The sequence below is a fragment of the Marinobacter alexandrii genome (assembly GCA_039984955.1).
In the GTDB taxonomy this organism is placed as follows: domain Bacteria; phylum Bacteroidota; class Bacteroidia; order Cytophagales; family Cyclobacteriaceae; genus Ekhidna.
In genome coordinates this window covers 2,230,953-2,248,640 of sequence record JBDWTN010000007.1, presented here as the reverse complement: position 1 = coordinate 2,248,640, position 17,688 = coordinate 2,230,953, and the positions used below count along the sequence as shown (strand labels likewise).

17 protein-coding genes are annotated in these 17,688 nt (G+C 36.7%); 10 read left to right on the top strand and 7 right to left on the bottom strand.

From position 1 onward, the window contains the following. Positions 1–101 precede the first annotated feature (101 nt). Positions 102–1,925 (top strand): hypothetical protein, encoded by a 1,824-nt coding sequence (locus ABJQ32_16225; protein MEP5291202.1) that lies wholly within the window; start codon positions 102–104, stop codon positions 1,923–1,925. Here ABJQ32_16225 and ABJQ32_16220 read toward each other — a convergent pair. From ABJQ32_16220 to ABJQ32_16190, 7 genes are all read right to left on the bottom strand, one after another. Continuing rightward, on the bottom strand, positions 1,915–2,991 hold the full coding sequence (locus ABJQ32_16220; protein ID MEP5291201.1) for a TniQ family protein: 1,077 nt from the start codon (positions 2,989–2,991) through the stop codon (positions 1,915–1,917). The genes ABJQ32_16225 and ABJQ32_16220 overlap by 11 nt on opposite strands. Further along, positions 2,988–3,881, bottom strand: coding sequence for a TniB family NTP-binding protein (locus ABJQ32_16215; GenBank protein MEP5291200.1), 894 nt, complete (start codon positions 3,879–3,881; stop codon positions 2,988–2,990). Before ABJQ32_16215 ends, ABJQ32_16220 begins: the two co-directional genes overlap by 4 nt. Next, positions 3,865–5,724, bottom strand: a complete 1,860-nt coding sequence (locus ABJQ32_16210) for a Mu transposase C-terminal domain-containing protein (GenBank protein MEP5291199.1) — start codon at positions 5,722–5,724, stop codon at positions 3,865–3,867. The genes ABJQ32_16215 and ABJQ32_16210 overlap by 17 nt, the downstream gene beginning before the upstream one ends. After that, on the bottom strand, positions 5,709–6,386 hold the full coding sequence (locus ABJQ32_16205) for a TnsA endonuclease N-terminal domain-containing protein (protein MEP5291198.1): 678 nt from the start codon (positions 6,384–6,386) through the stop codon (positions 5,709–5,711). Before ABJQ32_16205 ends, ABJQ32_16210 begins: the two co-directional genes overlap by 16 nt. A gap of 41 nt (positions 6,387–6,427) precedes the next feature. Continuing rightward, positions 6,428–7,306 carry a magnesium chelatase domain-containing protein gene (locus tag ABJQ32_16200; GenBank protein MEP5291197.1) on the bottom strand — a complete coding sequence of 293 codons (879 nt, stop codon included), beginning with the start codon at positions 7,304–7,306 and terminating at the stop codon, positions 6,428–6,430. An 85-nt stretch (positions 7,307–7,391) separates the two neighbouring features. Then, positions 7,392–7,709 carry a hypothetical protein gene (locus ABJQ32_16195; protein ID MEP5291196.1) on the bottom strand — a complete coding sequence of 106 codons (318 nt, stop codon included), beginning with the start codon at positions 7,707–7,709 and terminating at the stop codon, positions 7,392–7,394. Positions 7,710–7,850: 141 nt separating this feature from the next. Continuing rightward, positions 7,851–9,491 carry a hypothetical protein gene (locus ABJQ32_16190; GenBank protein MEP5291195.1) on the bottom strand — a complete coding sequence of 547 codons (1,641 nt, stop codon included), beginning with the start codon at positions 9,489–9,491 and terminating at the stop codon, positions 7,851–7,853. A gap of 96 nt (positions 9,492–9,587) precedes the next feature. Between ABJQ32_16190 and ABJQ32_16185 the strand changes: the two genes are divergently transcribed. The 9 genes from ABJQ32_16185 (at position 9,588) to ABJQ32_16145 (ending at position 17,664) form a co-directional block, all read left to right on the top strand. Further along, positions 9,588–9,833, top strand: a complete 246-nt coding sequence (locus tag ABJQ32_16185) for a type B 50S ribosomal protein L31 (protein MEP5291194.1) — start codon at positions 9,588–9,590, stop codon at positions 9,831–9,833. An 86-nt stretch (positions 9,834–9,919) separates the two neighbouring features. Next, complete coding sequence (locus ABJQ32_16180) at positions 9,920–11,101, top strand: GlmU family protein (protein MEP5291193.1); 1,182 nt, start codon at positions 9,920–9,922, stop codon at positions 11,099–11,101. Between the two features lie 3 nt (positions 11,102–11,104). Beyond that, positions 11,105–12,220, top strand: coding sequence for a hypothetical protein (locus ABJQ32_16175; protein ID MEP5291192.1), 1,116 nt, complete (start codon positions 11,105–11,107; stop codon positions 12,218–12,220). Then, positions 12,213–12,638, top strand: coding sequence for a RimK/LysX family protein (locus ABJQ32_16170; protein ID MEP5291191.1), 426 nt, complete (start codon positions 12,213–12,215; stop codon positions 12,636–12,638). The genes ABJQ32_16175 and ABJQ32_16170 overlap by 8 nt, the downstream gene beginning before the upstream one ends. Then, positions 12,639–13,562, top strand: a complete 924-nt coding sequence (hemC, locus tag ABJQ32_16165; protein ID MEP5291190.1) for a hydroxymethylbilane synthase — start codon at positions 12,639–12,641, stop codon at positions 13,560–13,562. Positions 13,563–13,845: 283 nt separating this feature from the next. Further along, positions 13,846–14,733, top strand: a complete 888-nt coding sequence (locus ABJQ32_16160; GenBank protein ID MEP5291189.1) for a leucine-rich repeat protein — start codon at positions 13,846–13,848, stop codon at positions 14,731–14,733. Between the two features lie 312 nt (positions 14,734–15,045). After that, positions 15,046–15,876, top strand: a complete 831-nt coding sequence (locus tag ABJQ32_16155; protein ID MEP5291188.1) for a peptidylprolyl isomerase — start codon at positions 15,046–15,048, stop codon at positions 15,874–15,876. Next, positions 15,873–16,775 (top strand): SDR family oxidoreductase, encoded by a 903-nt coding sequence (locus ABJQ32_16150; protein ID MEP5291187.1) that lies wholly within the window; start codon positions 15,873–15,875, stop codon positions 16,773–16,775. Before ABJQ32_16155 ends, ABJQ32_16150 begins: the two co-directional genes overlap by 4 nt. Next, the gene (locus ABJQ32_16145; protein ID MEP5291186.1) at positions 16,768–17,664 is read left to right on the top strand and encodes a hypothetical protein; all 897 of its coding nucleotides are present in this window, start codon (positions 16,768–16,770) and stop codon (positions 17,662–17,664) included. The genes ABJQ32_16150 and ABJQ32_16145 overlap by 8 nt, the downstream gene beginning before the upstream one ends. Positions 17,665–17,688 lie beyond the last annotated feature (24 nt).

Sequence of the window (17,688 nt, the reverse complement as noted above, 5' to 3'; positions counted from 1 at the left end):
TTAAACTTTTTAAGTAAAAAGTATGATTCGTTCGATGTTGATTCCGTTACGAATTAAGTAAATACTATATATTCGAAAATGGTCCAACTCTAAGAACAGGTTTGAGTCGAATTACATTTAACGATAATAAACTAGATCCAGAGAAAACGTACTGGCTTTCAACCTTTGGAAAAGTTTCCTTTGTTGAAGGTGATCAACCTGTTATAGACGTTATATTTTTTGAGGTAGACGAAAGTGTTATTGATGAAGGATTTGATCCTCAAAATCATAGACCTTTAGGTTCAGCTATACCAACACAAATTGACGTAGGTATTTTGGTATTTTTATCTATTGGGTGTTGTATTTATAAGAGGAAAATTATTTTACCCAAAATAAATGATTCTATAAGTGTTTCGGGTTTGGGTGTTACCCCTGGAAGATTAAACCCTCTTAGAAAAGTGAGGATCTTCTCTGATTTCTCGTTTGGTGAGGGGAAAACGGATAAAAACATTGTCTATCAAAATTTCAACTTCCCATTTTCTAGGCATTCCTCCATGTATTGCTTACACTATATTTTAGACAATAAAGTATATATATTCCCCTGTATCGAATTAATAAGGTTTTATCTGGGAGTTTCATCAGCTTTGATCGAACGTGTATTTCTTGATGGCTTGAATCATGACACCATTTTTAGAAAAGAGAAAACTACCAATTACAAATACGCTCGACATGATGGGTCCGATCAGCTTAGACTCTCAAAGCATATGCTTAACGCTGATGTAAAGCATATAGCAAGAATTGCATTAACCGAAGAGGGATTTAGAGCGACAAAAGCAGTGGGTTACAGCATTAGGAAAGATCAAAGATATCCAATAGGGTTCTTTCCTTTTGAAGGAGAAACGACTATTGATGTTAGCATGCTTAATCTTGGTGTTTATTCCAAAGGGCATGAGTTTGAAGGGCAAGAAGCATGCTTTATTATCAGAATACATTCATGTAGTAGACCTTTCGCTAGGAATGGTGTAGAATGGACTAGAGATAATGACAACAGAAGAGCTTCTGACGAAAATGCAGAAGATGTCAATCATCCGAAACAGGGAGAAGAACAAGAAGTTGACGGCGTGAATGCAAATAACAAAAGCACCATCGAATCTGGAGCACTTAGAAAAAAACATACGGTTGATACATCAAGGTTTAAAAGTGAACCAGACGACAACCTCTTTATACATCTAGAAAAACTGGATCAAAAAACTAAGAATAAAGGATCCATTATTCCACAGGAGGAAGCAGAATACGATTCTTTTCATAAGGTTCAATTCGATGAATCCAATGCAGGTGAGATAAAATTGATTGATTCCAAAAGTAGCTTTCCAAAAAAAGATCCCAAGAATTCTAAGCTTAATGACAGAAAAGGGAATCAAGAGTATGTAGAGTTTTATCAATCTATAATAAAAGAGTTTTCAACGAATAGTAACTTTCAAATAAACAAGTTGGATATTTCTTTTGATCCTAACTACATCGAACAAAGACTCTCTGAAGATAAGGCTACGAACTACGCTAAAGGCTGGAAAGATCCAATAACAAAAGGTCCATATTATGGTAAAAGAAACACATTACTTACAGAGCTAAAAAGAAATACTGGGCACTCATTCTACTTATTAGACGTATTGCCTCGTGAAGGTCATTCTGAATCATTTGGCAGCATTCAACTTATCCATTCAAATGACTTCAGAATAGTAGGTAGGGATCAATTTGATAAGTTGTTTTTAATATTTTGCAAAAATCAAAGTTTATCCCCTGATCCTGATTCTTACGATAGTTTGAATAGAAATCTTTTTAGAGAATTAGAACTCAAGAAATTTGATCATCAATTCGCTCAAGGTCCGAAGCATACTTATGATCGCATCTTGGAATTCATAGAAAATAAATTCAGCGCTAATTTGTAAATCGATTTTTCAACTTGGCTCCAAGGCATATGTATGAGGATAAACTAGAACTATCAGGATAGAATTTCTTCCATTCTGAATATTTAATACTCAATTCATTACTGAGAATTTTATAAAACCAGTAAGGTATATCGTCAGAGTCAAGGTCATTCTTTATGAAACATGACCAAAGGCCATGTCTCTTAAATATATCAACCAACTCCTCTCTACTTCTTGAAATCAACCAATGAGCTTTTAAGATGGCGTTTTTTCGATAAACAATATTTGAATTTTTCAGTAAAAGAGTTCCAGTTTGATATTCTTGTTGAGGTATTTCTGTAGTTCTACTTAAAAACCTGTTAAACTCAACATATCTCTTTCTTTTAGAATTTATAAGTCCTAGTATAAGCCTTAATACTATAAAATATTGATGCGAATAGTTTAGAGTTTCAGTACACCCAGATAGCAGATATTTATCAACTTTTTTTTGATATTCTAAAGAGTTCTTGGCTGCTTTTTCTTTATGTGCCTTTCTCAAATCGAAATCACAACATGAACATGTACTTATTGGCCCATCAACGATTTTTTCTTTATTATTAAAGTCAAGTCTCAAAAAGCTAATAGGTTGATAACAACTAGGACAGCAATCCAGCAACTCTGTTTGACATTTCACGCATATCAAAGTAGTTATTAGACGCCATCCTCTTCTATAATATGGAATACTATCTTTATCAAGACAACTAGGGCAGTATACTAGATAATTATTCTTAGGTATTCGATGATAATTACCTCTGCTTAAAATCCAATAATTAAGATTATTACCCAAAGCAAGATTAGGTTCATAACTTCTGAGGGTTGTTTGATTTAGATTCTCTTTTGAGTGAAAAGTTATATCAGCTAATTTTTCAATAAGTTCTTTTTTTATAGTGAGGTCAGCATCTCTCAAGTCCAAGTCTGCCTTATTAAAAAGCGCGTCACATAGAGTATGATATTTTACTCTCATCTTCTGAGAGAATCTCAGTAACCAACTAGTCAGTAATTCGTCAGGTAAAATTTTCTCATGAATGGCGATTTTGTCACCCTTCATATGTTTTTTATAGATGAAACTTTCATTTTATCTGGAGGTAATATTTTGAGTTGATTTAAAACTTCGACTGTGATTTTTTCTTGTCCAGATTTGATAGCCATTATAGCTGCTTCCCTCAATACCCTACAGACTCCTCCAATAGTGGAGTCTGTCATTGATAAAATTTTAATAGCTAATTCTTTTTCGTAGAGAGAGGATTTCTTCCTCAAAGGCAAAATCTTTTCATAGCTAACCAAAAACCTTATATACTCTTTATCTATTTTCCATCTGTCTAGTGTTATAAGTTCAAATCGACTAGCTATTTGAGGGTCAGACTGAAAAACATAATGGGCTTCCTTGGTTCCAACAGCAACTATTGAGATACTTAAAATATTAGAGAGTGACTTAATTGAATTTAAAAAAACCTGTTTGCTGCTTTTTCTTCCTACATCGTGATTAAGATGATGAACTTCATCTATGATCAAAACTTTTAAGTCAAGATGTTGAAAAGCATTTATAACTTGATCAAATAAATGTTCGGCTTTATGATTCGTCCTGAAAGGAACAACCAACTTTCTAAGGATAGATTGATAAAACCTCACTTCGTCAGGATAAGGCGGCGACTCTATCATTAATACCTGCTTTTGAACATCTTCGACTTTATCATCAAAATACATAGGGTAGTTTTTCTCAAATCGATCTATAATTACTGTCTTCCCATTATTACTCGCTCCAAGCAATAGGAAGTTCCTCATTCTAGTTGTGCGAGGTGCAGTAACCAATCCATTTAACTTTTCTAGAACTTCTGTTGCCCTCGTATATCCGACCCACTTATTACCCAAGATAAATTGAATTCTTTCCTCAGAACTTAGCTGAGCTATTTTAGATGTTGACTCATTCAGATGATCCATCGTCAATATCTTCAAATGCCCCTAAATCATTAAAAATATCTTCCGACAGTCCCTCGTCTTGAATACTATCTTCTTTCATTTGACTCACCGTTTGTTTAAGTGATTTTTGTTTCTCTTTGACAACCTTGAGTCTCCTCATCTTTTTAGTTTCCGATTTGGCTCTCTCTTCCATGTCTTGTAGAACACGATATGCATCAAAGATTGCACTTTCATCAATATCTCTGTCTCCTCTCTCTTGCAGAATAGACCTTATTTTTCTTAGTTCCCAAATGGTTATTGCTGGATTTGATAAGTCTCGATAATTAATAGGAAAATATTCTTTCAATTCAGGATCTAAAAAATACACGACACTTATATCTCTAGGGTCCCGTTTGAATTTAAACTTTCTTTTCGCTCGTAGTTTTCCAGATTTTACATCAATAGAGTTAATCCATTTTCTCAGAATATCACTATAGTAGTATATGCCGTCAATAAGTACTCCGTAATCCTGTATAGTTCTCTCCTGAAAAGGCATAAAATCTAAATGCACCTTCCTATCATCGACTTGTATCGGTTGATACCCAACCCCTGGAAAATCGTCAGATCCAAAAATCCCATCATTCCACTTTTTAATAGGCGAAGTTCCAAGACCACTGTGCTTTCTCTTATGGTAAACATTCACTATGTAATATGCCAACCACTTCTCCATTTCATCAAATGTAAAAACAGCCATTTTTTCTGAATCATATTCACCTCTCTCAGAGAGTGCTCTAAATGTAGTTCCTGGTAGGTTATGTAATTCCGACATAAATGTGCCTAGCAATCGCTCTATATAGCCACCAAACTCTGGTTTTTTTACCGGCCTCCAATTGATGTCCATTTGGTATTCTACACAAGCATCCTCAAGCATTCTTGACCTGAACTCCATTGCGTTATCTACATGGATACATTTGATTCTACCATAGCAAGGCCAGTCTCCTTTTATCTCCATCCTTGCCAGATATTGTTCTTTCGACAGAATAGCTTGAGAAATACATAGGCCGACGCTCATTGAGTTTGGGTTTTCAAATCCTATATAAAACCCTACAACCATCCTACTGTAAGAATCTATTGCAAGGGTCAACCATGGTCTTCCGAGCGGTTCCCTATGCTTCTCATCTACAACTATAATATCAAGAGGTGTATGATCTATTTGAACTGATGATAATGGAAACAAGGCATCAGGGAATTTTTTAATCTTAGCATCAAACTCTTTTCTAGCTCTCGCTTTACCAAAACGATGTTTTGTGATATTATATTCAGATAATGATGCTATCCTTCTTCTGAGTGTATTATAGTGCGGTGCCTCAATATTCTTCTCACGACACTCTAGCTGAATATGAATGTGAACATTTTTGATCGATTTCCTTTGGGATTGCAGGTAATGTTTCTCAATATTTTTGTCAATGATCAGGTCTATTTCGCTGTCTAGTCTACTTTTACCTTTTCCACCTGTACGCTGCTCTGGAATAAGTGAAGTCAGTAATCCAGTTTCTCGATAATTCTTAATCCACCTATAGAGAGTTGCAGCACTTTTGTTTTCCGCCTTAGCAATTTCTTCTACATGGGTACGAGAACTTTCACTGAGAAGGGGTTCAATAATTTTTAATCTTTGTTTAGCTAATTCAATATCCTTTGTTCTAAATGATGTTATTGAATTGATCCCACTTTTAATTTTACCCTCTAGTTCTTTAATATCAATCGATATTACCTCTCCAAAATCATTTACTAATTCAACATCATCTACTTTGATATCATTAATTATATACTTCTCATCGTTGTAAAGTACAACTGCTCCAACCATACCTGTTATATCCTGCTCCATATCTCTGATTTCATAGTTAGCCGAATAGATAGGTCCGCTCCTATTAGGTGGTTTGATAACATGTACCAAATGGTATACAATAGAGTTGCCTTTACTTTATCCTCCGAAGACAAACTATCAATTAACTTCAATGGAGTAGCTATTTCCATTTCAGAAATACTGTCTATAAGTAGATTAATATCTTCATTTTTAACTTCAGAGCTATTAAGATATCCTGATAGAAACTTGACATTATAAAGGAAATCTGTTCGAATATCTTTTTCAGTAACCACCTTGAATTCCCATCCCTTTTTTCTACAGTGAATGTTTGCCGCATCGAACTTTGGTTTAAGTATATCTCTATCCTTTTTAAGCCTTTCACTATACTTAATTTCAACGAGTGTCGGTTTGTAATAAGGTTGATCTAAAGCTTTGTTCCTGTAGAACACTAGAAAGTCTGGAGTATAATGTCTCAATCTGCCAAATTCATCATGATATTCGATCTTAGTGGGTTGTTCTACAAATTTCTCGACATTAGAGTCAAAATTCGTTAGCAAAATAAAGTCTCTTTCAAGAGAAGATTCGAAAGAATTTAAATCTCCATCTGAATTCGAAACCTTCCCCGTAAGTGAAGTATGGTTTTTTTTAAGTGTTCGAACCGGCTTTAATTCTTCTTTATTCATACAATAGTAATTGAGACTGTCTCTCCTCTATTGTAAATATCTCAATTACTTTGGTTATTTGCACCGCCTACTAATGCAGCATCAGAAATAGTATGGTGAGGTTGTCTGAAGGGACGCTGAGAAATTAACTGTCCTTCTGTTCCAAGCTTTCCTGCAACAGAATGAATTTTGGTTGTTTCCAATGCTTCATGCAATGTGAGTGGCGGAAGGATCGATGGTAATCTTTTCGCCAACATTGTTTTACCAGCTCCAGGAGGGCCAATCATGATCACATTGTGTCCTCCTGCTGCTGCAATTTCCATGGCTCGTTTAATGTTTTCTTGACCTTGCACATCTGAGAAGTCCGAAGCATAATTGTCCAGATTGGCGAAAAATATATCACGAGTATCGTAGATCAGTGGCTCAATAACCTCCTCTCCTTCTACATGTAGAATCGCCTCTTTAATATTGTCTACACCTATGACATCAAGTCCGTCTACAATGGCCGCCTCTGTAGCGTTTTCCTTTGGAAGTATGAACCCCTTAAATCCATTTTTTCTTGCTTCAATCGCGATTGGCAAAGCTCCTTTGATTGGACGTAAGTCACCATCAAGTGCCAATTCCCCCATGATTAGATACTCTTCTAGGTTTTCAGCGACGATTTGTTCTGAAGCTTTCAATATTCCTAGTGCAATGGGAAGATCATACGCGGATCCTTCTTTTCGAATATCTGCAGGAGCAAGGTTCACTACCACTTTTTGACGTGGCATTCGATAGCCAAAATTTTTAATAGCTGATTCTACGCGCTGCTCACTTTCTTTTACTGCAGAATCAGGTAGGCCAACCATAAAAAATTTAGTGCCTTGACCAACATTTACTTCTACAGTGATTTTATATGCGTCTACTCCATAGACTGCACTTCCATAGGTTTTTGCGAGCATCTTAACTGAATGAAATTCTTAATAATCTCCTAATATAGGAATTAGATAAATAGCAGAAATAGTTGAGTGTATCAAATGCTCTTAATTAATCTTCGTCATCCTCATCTTCCTCCTCAGACTCATCACTGTCCTCAAAAGAAAAATCTGGTTCAGATTGAGACTTATCGTAAAGTTTGGCTTTTAAGTCTACTATTTCATCCTTTAAATCATCTATCCCACCCTTTATACTCCTGATTTTTAATTGCTGAAGGACAAACTCCACAACCATCAGAATAGAGATAAACAGGAAGAGTCCCATGATATAACGAGGAAACTTTATATATGACGACAGCTTTATTTTGGAAAGATATTCCTGCGTATTCAGTAAAATATCTACCGAAAAATACATAATCGTAATAGCCACGATTACATATATTATGTGAAAGATGAGTTTAAACCTTTGCATTTGAGTAGTTGAGTTGGGCTGAAAGTTATTAAACTTTTCAAGTTTTACTTCAGGATATTTTAAATCGAGTGAATATGTGTTGATAACTGCACCAATTATTTAGAATAAATATCTCCTGGAAGGAACATTCCATCTAAACGATAAACCAAATATGGAAGTAGAGCTGTCAATTAGTCCATTCGAATCAGATTCTGTTCTCAATGTGACATCAGCATCGATAAAAAGGTTGTGTTTCCACATGTAAGATGCACGAAAGAAACCCATCATCAAATCCGTTTTGTTTCCCTGGAGATGTGTATTCCCAAATTCTAGGCTTCCTCCATTTCCATCTGGTCTGCGTATTGTATAATCCTTTAGGATATCTCTTCCATAATTTACATCCCCAATATCATTCCCATAGCTAGCAAGCATCAGCATACCTTCAAAGTTCCATTGATCATTTAGTCCATAATTAGCCCTACCGATGTATTCAGTAAAGTTGGCACCCAAAGGATGAGCCAAAGCCAAATTGTAGTGACTGTAACTTGTAAATCCATCTTCATGAGCATACATGTACGGGCGAACTCGGTTGATTTCTGCCTGAACGATTAGGTCCTCTAAACCAAAGGGATCTACATATTTTGCCCCCAGCTGAAACCCCTGTTTGTTTCCCCACCATCCATTTCCTGCTAAAACTTCCCCTACAATCATTTCATCAATGACCAATTGACCATATAATGAAACTCTATTCTTAATATTCCACTTAAAGTCCATACCTATAATAGCATTATCTTCACTTCCATTTTGTTGCTCTACCGCTCGATAAAAAATGATTGGATTGAGGTACTCCACCTTAAGACCTCCTGTGGAATCACCATACATTACCGACTCAAATAGCCCTACATGCAAGTTTGGCTTGATCTTCATGTTTAGATGATGGAAGGCCATGTATTTTTTCTCAAATCCTCCTGTTCCTTCAAGGCCAAAAGTCCCGCCTCTTACACCCGCTATTAGTTCTGCAAATACATTGGTGTAATCGAAGATTTTTGTGTTCGTATTGATTCTTAGATAAGGGTAATTGTTCGAGTAGTCTGATAAAATAAGCGAGCGTACGCCATTACCCACAAAGTGTTTCCCAAATCCAAGTTGGGCAGAGATACTTTCAGTAAAGCCAAAATCGACATACCCTTGAGCTCTAAAAAAATCCACGCCTGTTTCATTAAACTGCTTCCAAAACCCTTCATATGGAACTACCAATGTGCTATCACGAACATCGTTTACATAAACTGGATAGCGTGCCTGATTTTCGACAAGCATTGTATAGAAGGAAACCTTTTTATCAATCTGCCCTCGGATTTCCGCTCCTCTACTATTCACATAAGTTGTACCAAGCGCATCGTTTGTTTTCCCGTATGAGAGTTGGAGCACTGGATTGATATGTAAATCAACCTTTTCATCCTGATAGTAAAATAAATCAGCAGGATATTTATAGAACCTTCCCAAAATTGGTGCATCAGATGAAGTGGAATCGTTTGTATATTCTCGAAGTTCTCTCTTCATGTAATGACCATCATATTTATTAAGTAGGTCATAAACCTCTTTTCTCGAAAAGGGCTTTAGTGTGGAACTAAATGACATTTTTGACCTGATTTCTTCAAGCTCTATAACTTGATAAGCTGGATGTCCCAGTGCAAAATCAGTAGATTGTGCACTCAAAACACTAACGGTGAGAATACTGAGGATAAAGAACGTTTTTCTCATGAATCAAACATATTCCATTTTACTTGAAGAAAGGGGTTTGAAGAAGATAAAATAATACCTATCTTTGCCATCCTTTTTGAAAAAGAGACGAGAGAAATGAAAAAAGATATACATCCTGAGTACAAAGAAGTTGTTTTTCTTGATACTACAAGTGAGTTCAAGTTTTTGACAAAATCAACAATGACTTCTAAGGAAACCATCAAATGGGAAGATGGTAATGAGTATCCAGTCATCAAAGTCGAGGTGAGCTCTGCATCACATCCTTTCTACACTGGTAAGAAAATTTTCTTGGATACTGCTGGACGTGTGGAGAAATTCAACAAAAAGTACAAGAAAAAGTAATTCTTCAGAACAAAGAAATTTTAAAAGTCTTCGAGTTGCTCGAAGACTTTTTTTGTGTCCTTTTGAAAACCGACTAAGTTTGATTTATGCAAGTCACCTTCATAGATACAGAAGAAAGCTGGAAACAAATGCTCCCATTGAGCTATACGCGCCCTGTAGCAAAAGTTAGAGTTGGGATTTTGAAGGTTCATGAAAAGTGGTCAAAACATCTTCATATAAACACAACCTTTTTTCGTTCGCAAGATTATTTGAGCACTCTCTTTGAGGGACCAAAAGAAAAGGGATTGTTTATTCTCGGTAATGTTCTACCGACATCAGAATTGGCATTGTTGATTCAAGATCTAAAAGAAGATGAATGTTTATGTTTTGAGAATCAAATCATTGCAGGATACTTCGAGCCTACTGAAGTTATTGAAGCTGGTCATCGAAAAACAATTACGATTGACACAGTCGAGCAAGTAGCTCACCCATGGGATATCTTCAGGCTTAATGGAGAGGAAATCAAAAATGATTTTGAACTCATAACTAAAAACAGAAGCTCTCAATCAATCAATGACCCACATACAAATACGTATGGAGATCAAATCTTTTTGGAGGAAGGGGCTGTTGTAAAATCCGCTATTTTAAACGCAGAAAATGGTCCTATTTACATCGGAAGGGATACCGAAATTCAAGAAGGATCACTCATTAGAGGTCCATTTGCACTTTGTGCTCACTCAGTAGTCAATATGGGTTCAAAGATCAAAGGGGACACCACAGTCGGGCCCCATTCCAAAGTAGGGGGAGAAGTCTCAAACTCTGTGATTTTTGGATATTCCAACAAAGGACATGAGGGTTTTTTAGGAAATTCCGTGATAGGAGAATGGTGTAACCTGGGTGCAGACACAAACAATTCCAATCTAAAAAACAACTATACCAATGTGAAGATGTGGGATTTTGCTTCAGGCAGATTTAAGGATACCGGTCTTCAGTTTTGCGGACTCATCATGGGAGATCATTCTAAGTGTGGCATCAATACCATGTTTAACACAGGCACCACTGTCGGTGTTTCAGCCAATATTTTTGGTGATGGATTTCCAAGAAATATTATTCCTTCCTTTGCTTGGGGTGGTGCGTCAGGGTTCACTACCTATCAAACCAAAAAGGCTTTCGAGACTGCTGAGTTGGTTATGAAAAGGCGTAAGAAAGACCTGACTGAAGCAGACAAAGCGATGCTTTCACATATCTTTGAGATTACAGCCGAAAATCGGGTCTGGGAGAAGAAGTAATTCATGCAATTTTCAGAAATACCGGGACTATCAGAACTAAAAAAACAACTTGTTTCTGCGCATAAACGTGGAAAAGTAGCTCACGCTCAGCTTTTCGCCGGTAGGCAGGGCACTGCTGCACTTCCCATGGCGCTCGCCTATGCGAGTTATTTGATGTGCGAAAACAAAACAGAAGCAGATAGCTGTGGCTCATGTGCAAACTGTGTTCGAATAAAAAAGCTTGTTCATCCGGATATTCATCTTCATTTTCCAAAGATATCTGCCGCTGAAAGCAAGTACGAAAAGGTAATGGCTGAAGCAATCCCCCGTTTTAGAGAGTTCGTAATGGAAACTCCATTTGGTGATCTCGAAACATGGACAAAAAAATATGGCCAAGAGAACAAAAACTTGTTGATAAGTCGGCAGGATAGTCGGCAAATGTTGAAAAACGTGAGTATGAGATCAGTGGAAGGTGGCTATAAAATTTTATTGATCTGGATGCCAGAATTTATGAATCCAAGCTCTGCCAATGCAATCCTGAAAATATTAGAAGAACCACCAGAAAAAACACTATATCTTCTTGTTTCCTACAGTTATGATAGTCTTTTAGCGACAATCACTTCCAGAACACAACTTGTAAACGTTTCCCCCAATACAGAAGGAGAAGTAAAAGATTACCTGATTCAGAAAGGCATGGAATCCAGCAAAGCTGATCAAGCAGCTAAATTAGCTGAAGGTAAAATAGGCTTGGGGCTATCTATTGCTAACACTGGAGACTCTCAGGAATACGAAGATTTCCAGCAGTGGATGTTGGAATGTTGGAATAAGAATTTAACTGGACTTGTGAAAAGAAGTGAGGATTTTTCAAAATCGGGAAAGGCAGCTCAGAAAAGTACGTTAAATTTTGCAATCGCTCTCCTTAGAAATGCCGTTGTTCACGCTTCAGGTCAGACACCTCCAGTTCAAAGCGAGTCAGAAAAATCTTTTATTGGTAAGTTTTCGGATAAATTAGGTTTTGAGCGACTAGAAAAAACGTACGCACTATCCAATGAAGCAATCATTCATCTGGAACGAAATTCAAACCCTCGAATAACTCATTTAAATTTATCCCTTGACATTATTCGGGTATTAAATGGCTAAAAAGGAAACACACATAATCGGACGACTGGATATAATCGACCTTCCTGATTTGGGAGTCTTAAATATTCATGCGAAAATCGATACAGGTGCTTATCGCTCCTCACTTCATTGCAAAAAAGTACATGAAGAAGAAGGGTTTCTTTACTTCACTCTCCATACTGAAACAGGCTATCAGGAGTATGCTACCAAGGAATGGACTCAACGATTAGTTAAAAGCTCGAATGGTAAAATACAGAAGCGATACGTAATTAAAACACGTATTAGACTCTTTAGCAAAGACTATAACACATCCATTTCACTTACTGATAGAAGTGAAATGAAAAACCCTCTATTGGTAGGAAGGAAGGTTTTGGCAGGAAAATTCATCGTAGATGTGTCACAGAAGAATCTTTCATATAATGAAAAGAAAGCAAACTGAATGGAGCGACAGATCATTAAAATAGGAACACGGAAAAGCAAGCTTGCCATGTGGCAAGCTAATTATGTGGCTGACCTCTTGGATGCAGAAGGTTTTCAACCTCAACTGATACCTATAGAGACAAAAGGAGACAAAATTCAACACGTAGCACTATCAAAGATTGGTAGCAAGGGGGTATTCACTGAAGAACTTGAATCTATGTTGAGAAGAGGTCAAATAGATATAGCAGTACATAGTGCTAAGGATCTTCAATCTCAGCTACCTGAAGGGTTTCATGTACTTTCATTCTGTGAGCGTGAGTCACCCGATGATGTTGTGGTATCTCATAAAGAAATCGATCTGAATAATCCCAAGCTAATTCTAGGTACCAGCAGTACACGAAGAATAGCTATGCTAAAGCATTATTATCCACATATCACCACTGTGGATGTACGTGGCAATCTCCAAACTAGATTGGAGAAAATGGAAACCGGAATTATGGATGGTCTAGTGCTAGCATACGCTGGTGTAAGACGTATGAACTTCGACGATATGGTCAAATATTGGTTTGATACTGATCGATTTGTCCCTCCTGTAGGACAGGGGTCAATAGCCATTGAAACCCATGACAATCTGAATAAAGAAATTGCCCATCGTATAAAAAAAGCGACAAACCACAATCTTACAGAGAAAGTATTGTTGACTGAGCGAGCTTTCTTGCGCAGAATGGATGGTGGGTGCAGTATCCCCGTTTTTGGGCATGCTCAAATGGAGATGGATGGACAGTTAGTCCTAAAAGGAGGCATAGCTAGCTTGGATGGCAAACAATTAATCCAACGCACCATGAACGGTTCTGATCCAATTGAACTTGGTACTTCATTAGCAGAAGAAATCCTCCAAAGCGGAGGAAAGAAAGTTCTGGAGGATATTAAGTCAGTCTTGTAATTGTTAATGATGTGTTAAACATATGGTTAAGCAGAGCTCTTAGTAAAGTCACATCCTAATTCTACTGATCCAGCGAAACGCCTAGAAGATGCTTATAAAAATTTAGATAAGAAATAGGAAAATCAATAACCTCTAAATCCTTTCTCCTACGCAAAAATGCCTGTAGTTATGAAATTGCCAAACAGATAAAACTATTATTTATAATTCTCGTTTAGTATTACTATAAAAAATAGTAGTAATACTTTCATTTGTAAATAGGGGTTTTCTGAAAAATAATATTCCAATGAACAACAAAAAGATTAATCAATTCAAATTCTGGTATTTCAAAGGGCTCATCAAACTATTATTTATAATTTCATTTTCTAATTCCTTTGGGCAAACAAAGGGGAGATTTAATGATCTAAACATGGCATTATCTAATCCAGATAGTGTCGTTGTTTTGAACCTAAAGAATAAAGGCCTTACTGAATTTCCGAAAACGATTCTTCGTTTCAAAAATCTACGATCTCTTGATATTTCTGGCAATAGCATTGCTGAACTCCCTAATGATTTGGCTACTCTTTCGCGACTTCAATATCTCGACATATCTGATAACAGAATAAAGCAACTTCCTAAATCAGTTGCTAGTCTTAACAATCTAAAATCCATTCATTTAGGATATAACTCTTCTATCGATATCAATCAAGTGCTCTCTGTACTTACCAAAATATCTACACTCGAGACACTTGATTTAAAATATGATGGTTTGTCAGATCTTCCTCCAAGCATTGCCGAACTAAAAAATCTTAAGACTTTAGATTTATCAGGAAATCCAATAAAACGACTGCCGGCATACCTCACCCGCATCAATTCTCTTCAAATACTCTATTTAAACAACGACCCATATTTTGACATAGAAAGTAGCACTGAAGTGCTTATCGGATTAAACAAGTTACAAGAATTACATCTGGAAAATGACCGATTGAAAATCCTTCCAGATGAAATCTTTCAAATGAACAATTTGAAGCTTCTTTATTTAAATCAAAACGAAATTTACAAATTGCCTTCGACTTTCGAGGAGGTAAAATCACTTCAATATCTGGACATTAGTGGAAATCCACTACCACAATTTGAGCTGGAGAATTTCAAGCAATTGTATGCACCTACTTTAAGAATAAACATTGGCAATTAACTATGTTTTGGATAGTCCAAAAAAATCACCCAAAACCCGAAAACTATATTCCTATTTTTATCAGGACTTCTATTAATGATAGATTTTCTAATACAGAAGTCTTCCAAATATTTAAATCAAAAGAGCTCGCAATAGAGTTTGCAAATGAATTAAGAATGGGTTTCGGGATACCCAATATTCGATTATTCCATGAAGATGGGTATTCGAAACCCTGGAAATCTTCTCAAAGATCATAGACGTCTTCCGTAAAGTTTAAATTGTTCGCTAGTAGCCTGAAAAGTCTTCCTATTTTTGTAGAATAATATAACGACAATGAAGAAGATACTTTTAATACTTTCAGTGATGCTATGCATCACGGCATGTGGTGATAAAAACAAAGACTATCTCGTAAAAATCAAAACGGAATACGGAGACATGACCGTATTACTTTATGATGAAACACCTCTTCACAAAAAGAATTTTTTAGAGCTCGCAAAATCAGGAAAATATGATAGCACTATTTTTCATCGTGTGATAGAAGATTTCATGATACAAGGTGGAAACGTTTCAGAGAAAGAAGGAGTACGTGAAAATGATCAAGATCAAGTTCCTGCTGAAATTGTTGATGGCTTTTATCATCATAAAGGTGCATTGGCGGCAGCTCGTCAACCGGATAATGTAAATCCTGAAAAGAAGTCTTCTTCCACTCAATTTTATATTGTTGACGGTTTTTCATGGGAAATGATGGCAACCAATGTGAGGTTGCTAAATCAAAAAATGAGCGAATTGCTTCAAGACACGTCATACAGCGATCTCCTTGAACAATTTCAGGAATTGGCAAAAAATAGAGATAATAAAGGGATGACAAGTCTTGCTTTAGCCAACAAATCATTGGTTGAAGAGACGTTCGGAGTTGATTTAAATGTCGATATTTCTGAATACCCAGATGTGTATCAAGGGGTTGGAGGGTACCCAGGTTTAGATGGCGAGTACACCGTATTCGGAAAGGTTATAGAAGGGCTTGATATCATTGATAAAATTGCTGCAGTAAAAACAGGAAGAGCAGATAGACCTGTGGAGCCTGTTCCAATGACAATGGAAATCATAGAAATAAAGAAAAAAGAAGTGACTGAAAAATATGGATACGAGTATCCCGCTGAATGACCAAGATCTTAATCACAGGAGCAAATGGACTGCTAGGTCAGAAACTGGTTCAGCTTTATGAGGAGAAGAGTAATGTAGAAGTTATTGCAACTGGAAGAGGAGAAAATAGAAATCTGCCAGGATCCTATCTCTATATTCCAATGGACGTTACCTCTAAGGAAGAAGTAAGTGAAGTAATTTCATCTCACAAACCAGATGTGGTTATTAATACTGCTGCTTTGACTCATGTAGACCAATGTGAACTAGATCCGAATACATGTTGGGCGCTAAACGTAACGGCGGTCGAACATTTAATCAAGGCCTGTAAAGAAACGGACAGTTTCTTTGTTCAACTTTCTACAGACTTCATATTTGACGGGGAAAATGGGCCTTACAGAGAAGAAAATTTGCCTAACCCACTAAGCAAATATGCAGAAAGTAAACTAGCTTCTGAGAGATTGTTAGAATCGAGTAATCTCAACTATTCCGTAGTTCGTACGATGCTTGTCTATGGAATAGTACAAGATATGAGTCGATCTAATATCATTCTTTGGGTAAAGAAAAGTTTAGAAGATAATAAGTCTATAAAAGTTGTAAACGATCAATGGCGGACCCCAACATTGGCTGAAGATCTAGCCAAGGGATGTGCACTCATTGCGGGAAAAAGATCAAAAGGTGTGTTTCATATCTCAGGAAAGGACCTACTCACTCCTTATGAAATGGCCATTGCTACAGCAGACTTTTTCCAGCTAGATAAGTCCCTTATTGAAGAGGTGGATGGCTCCATCTTTACACAACCAGCTAAACGTCCTAGAAAAACCGGATTCATTTTAGATAAAGCAAGAGCAGAATTAGGGTATGAACCTGTTAGCTTTAAAGAAGGATTAGCCATTTTGAAATCTCAACTTAGTTATGCTTGATGTTATTATTCTTACGGATGAGCGTTATGTAGAGCCAAAAAAGAAGAACGAATATATTGACAATGTAATCGTCGAAGATGGTTTGGTTCTTAAAGCATTAGAGAACTTAGGGTTGAAAGTAAAAAAAATTGCCTGGTCTGATGCTTCTTTTGATTGGACTCAAACTAAGATTGCCCTTTTCAGAACTACCTGGGACTATGCAGAAAAATTCACAGAATTCAGCGACTGGCTAATCGACGTTTCCATTAAAACTCAATTAATCAATGATTATGAGACGATCATTTGGAATCTGGACAAACATTATCTAGATGATTTAAAAGATAAAGGGGTAAATGTTGTTGAGACTTACTTTATTGAGCCTAAGGATCAGCGCACCTTAAAACAGATTCATCAGGAACTAGGTTGGAGGGATACTGTTTTGAAACCAGCAATTTCTGCTGCTGCAAAAGATACCTTCAAGCTGACCCCTGAAAACGTAACTGATCATGAGGATCGCTTTGCACACCTAATCAACGATGAGTCTATGATGCTGCAGCCATTTCAACGAAGTGTAACTGAGCGTGGAGAAATCTCACTTATGATGATCGGAAAAGAGTATACTCATGCGGTGCTCAAAATTGCAAAGGCAGGAGATTTTCGAGTGCAAGATGATTTTGGGGGGACTGTAAAAGATTATACTCCGTCTCAAGCTGAAATCGATTTAGCTGTAGCAGCCGTGAATGCCTGCCAAACCACCCCTCTTTATGCAAGGGTGGACATTGTAAATGATAATGGAGGAAATCCTGCTATCTCAGAGCTGGAATTAGTTGAGCCAGAGATGTGGTTTAGGAAAAATGAGAAGGCCGCTGAGATGTTAGCTAGTGAAATCCACAAAATCTTTCAGCACTAAATCCATAGTTGAATTAACTATTCA

What these genes read in the sequence shown, in the direction of transcription:
- ABJQ32_16220 (MEP5291201.1), bottom strand. Translation starts at nt 2,991, where the DNA reads ATGAAGGGTGACAAAATCGCCATTCATGAGAAAATTTTACCTGACGAA.
- ABJQ32_16215 (MEP5291200.1), bottom strand. Translation starts at nt 3,881, where the DNA reads ATGGATCATCTGAATGAGTCAACATCTAAAATAGCTCAGCTAAGTTCT.
- ABJQ32_16210 (MEP5291199.1), bottom strand. Translation starts at nt 5,724, where the DNA reads ATGGAGCAGGATATAACAGGTATGGTTGGAGCAGTTGTACTTTACAAC.
- ABJQ32_16205 (MEP5291198.1), bottom strand. Translation starts at nt 6,386, where the DNA reads ATGAATAAAGAAGAATTAAAGCCGGTTCGAACACTTAAAAAAAACCAT.
- ABJQ32_16200 (MEP5291197.1), bottom strand. Translation starts at nt 7,306, where the DNA reads ATGCTCGCAAAAACCTATGGAAGTGCAGTCTATGGAGTAGACGCATAT.
- ABJQ32_16190 (MEP5291195.1), bottom strand. Translation starts at nt 9,491, where the DNA reads ATGAGAAAAACGTTCTTTATCCTCAGTATTCTCACCGTTAGTGTTTTG.
- ABJQ32_16185 (MEP5291194.1), top strand. Translation starts at nt 9,588, where the DNA reads ATGAAAAAAGATATACATCCTGAGTACAAAGAAGTTGTTTTTCTTGAT.
- ABJQ32_16180 (MEP5291193.1), top strand. Translation starts at nt 9,920, where the DNA reads ATGCAAGTCACCTTCATAGATACAGAAGAAAGCTGGAAACAAATGCTC.
- ABJQ32_16175 (MEP5291192.1), top strand. Translation starts at nt 11,105, where the DNA reads ATGCAATTTTCAGAAATACCGGGACTATCAGAACTAAAAAAACAACTT.
- ABJQ32_16170 (MEP5291191.1), top strand. Translation starts at nt 12,213, where the DNA reads ATGGCTAAAAAGGAAACACACATAATCGGACGACTGGATATAATCGAC.
- hemC (MEP5291190.1), top strand. Translation starts at nt 12,639, where the DNA reads ATGGAGCGACAGATCATTAAAATAGGAACACGGAAAAGCAAGCTTGCC.
- ABJQ32_16160 (MEP5291189.1), top strand. Translation starts at nt 13,846, where the DNA reads ATGAACAACAAAAAGATTAATCAATTCAAATTCTGGTATTTCAAAGGG.
- ABJQ32_16155 (MEP5291188.1), top strand. Translation starts at nt 15,046, where the DNA reads ATGAAGAAGATACTTTTAATACTTTCAGTGATGCTATGCATCACGGCA.
- ABJQ32_16150 (MEP5291187.1), top strand. Translation starts at nt 15,873, where the DNA reads ATGACCAAGATCTTAATCACAGGAGCAAATGGACTGCTAGGTCAGAAA.
- ABJQ32_16145 (MEP5291186.1), top strand. Translation starts at nt 16,768, where the DNA reads ATGCTTGATGTTATTATTCTTACGGATGAGCGTTATGTAGAGCCAAAA.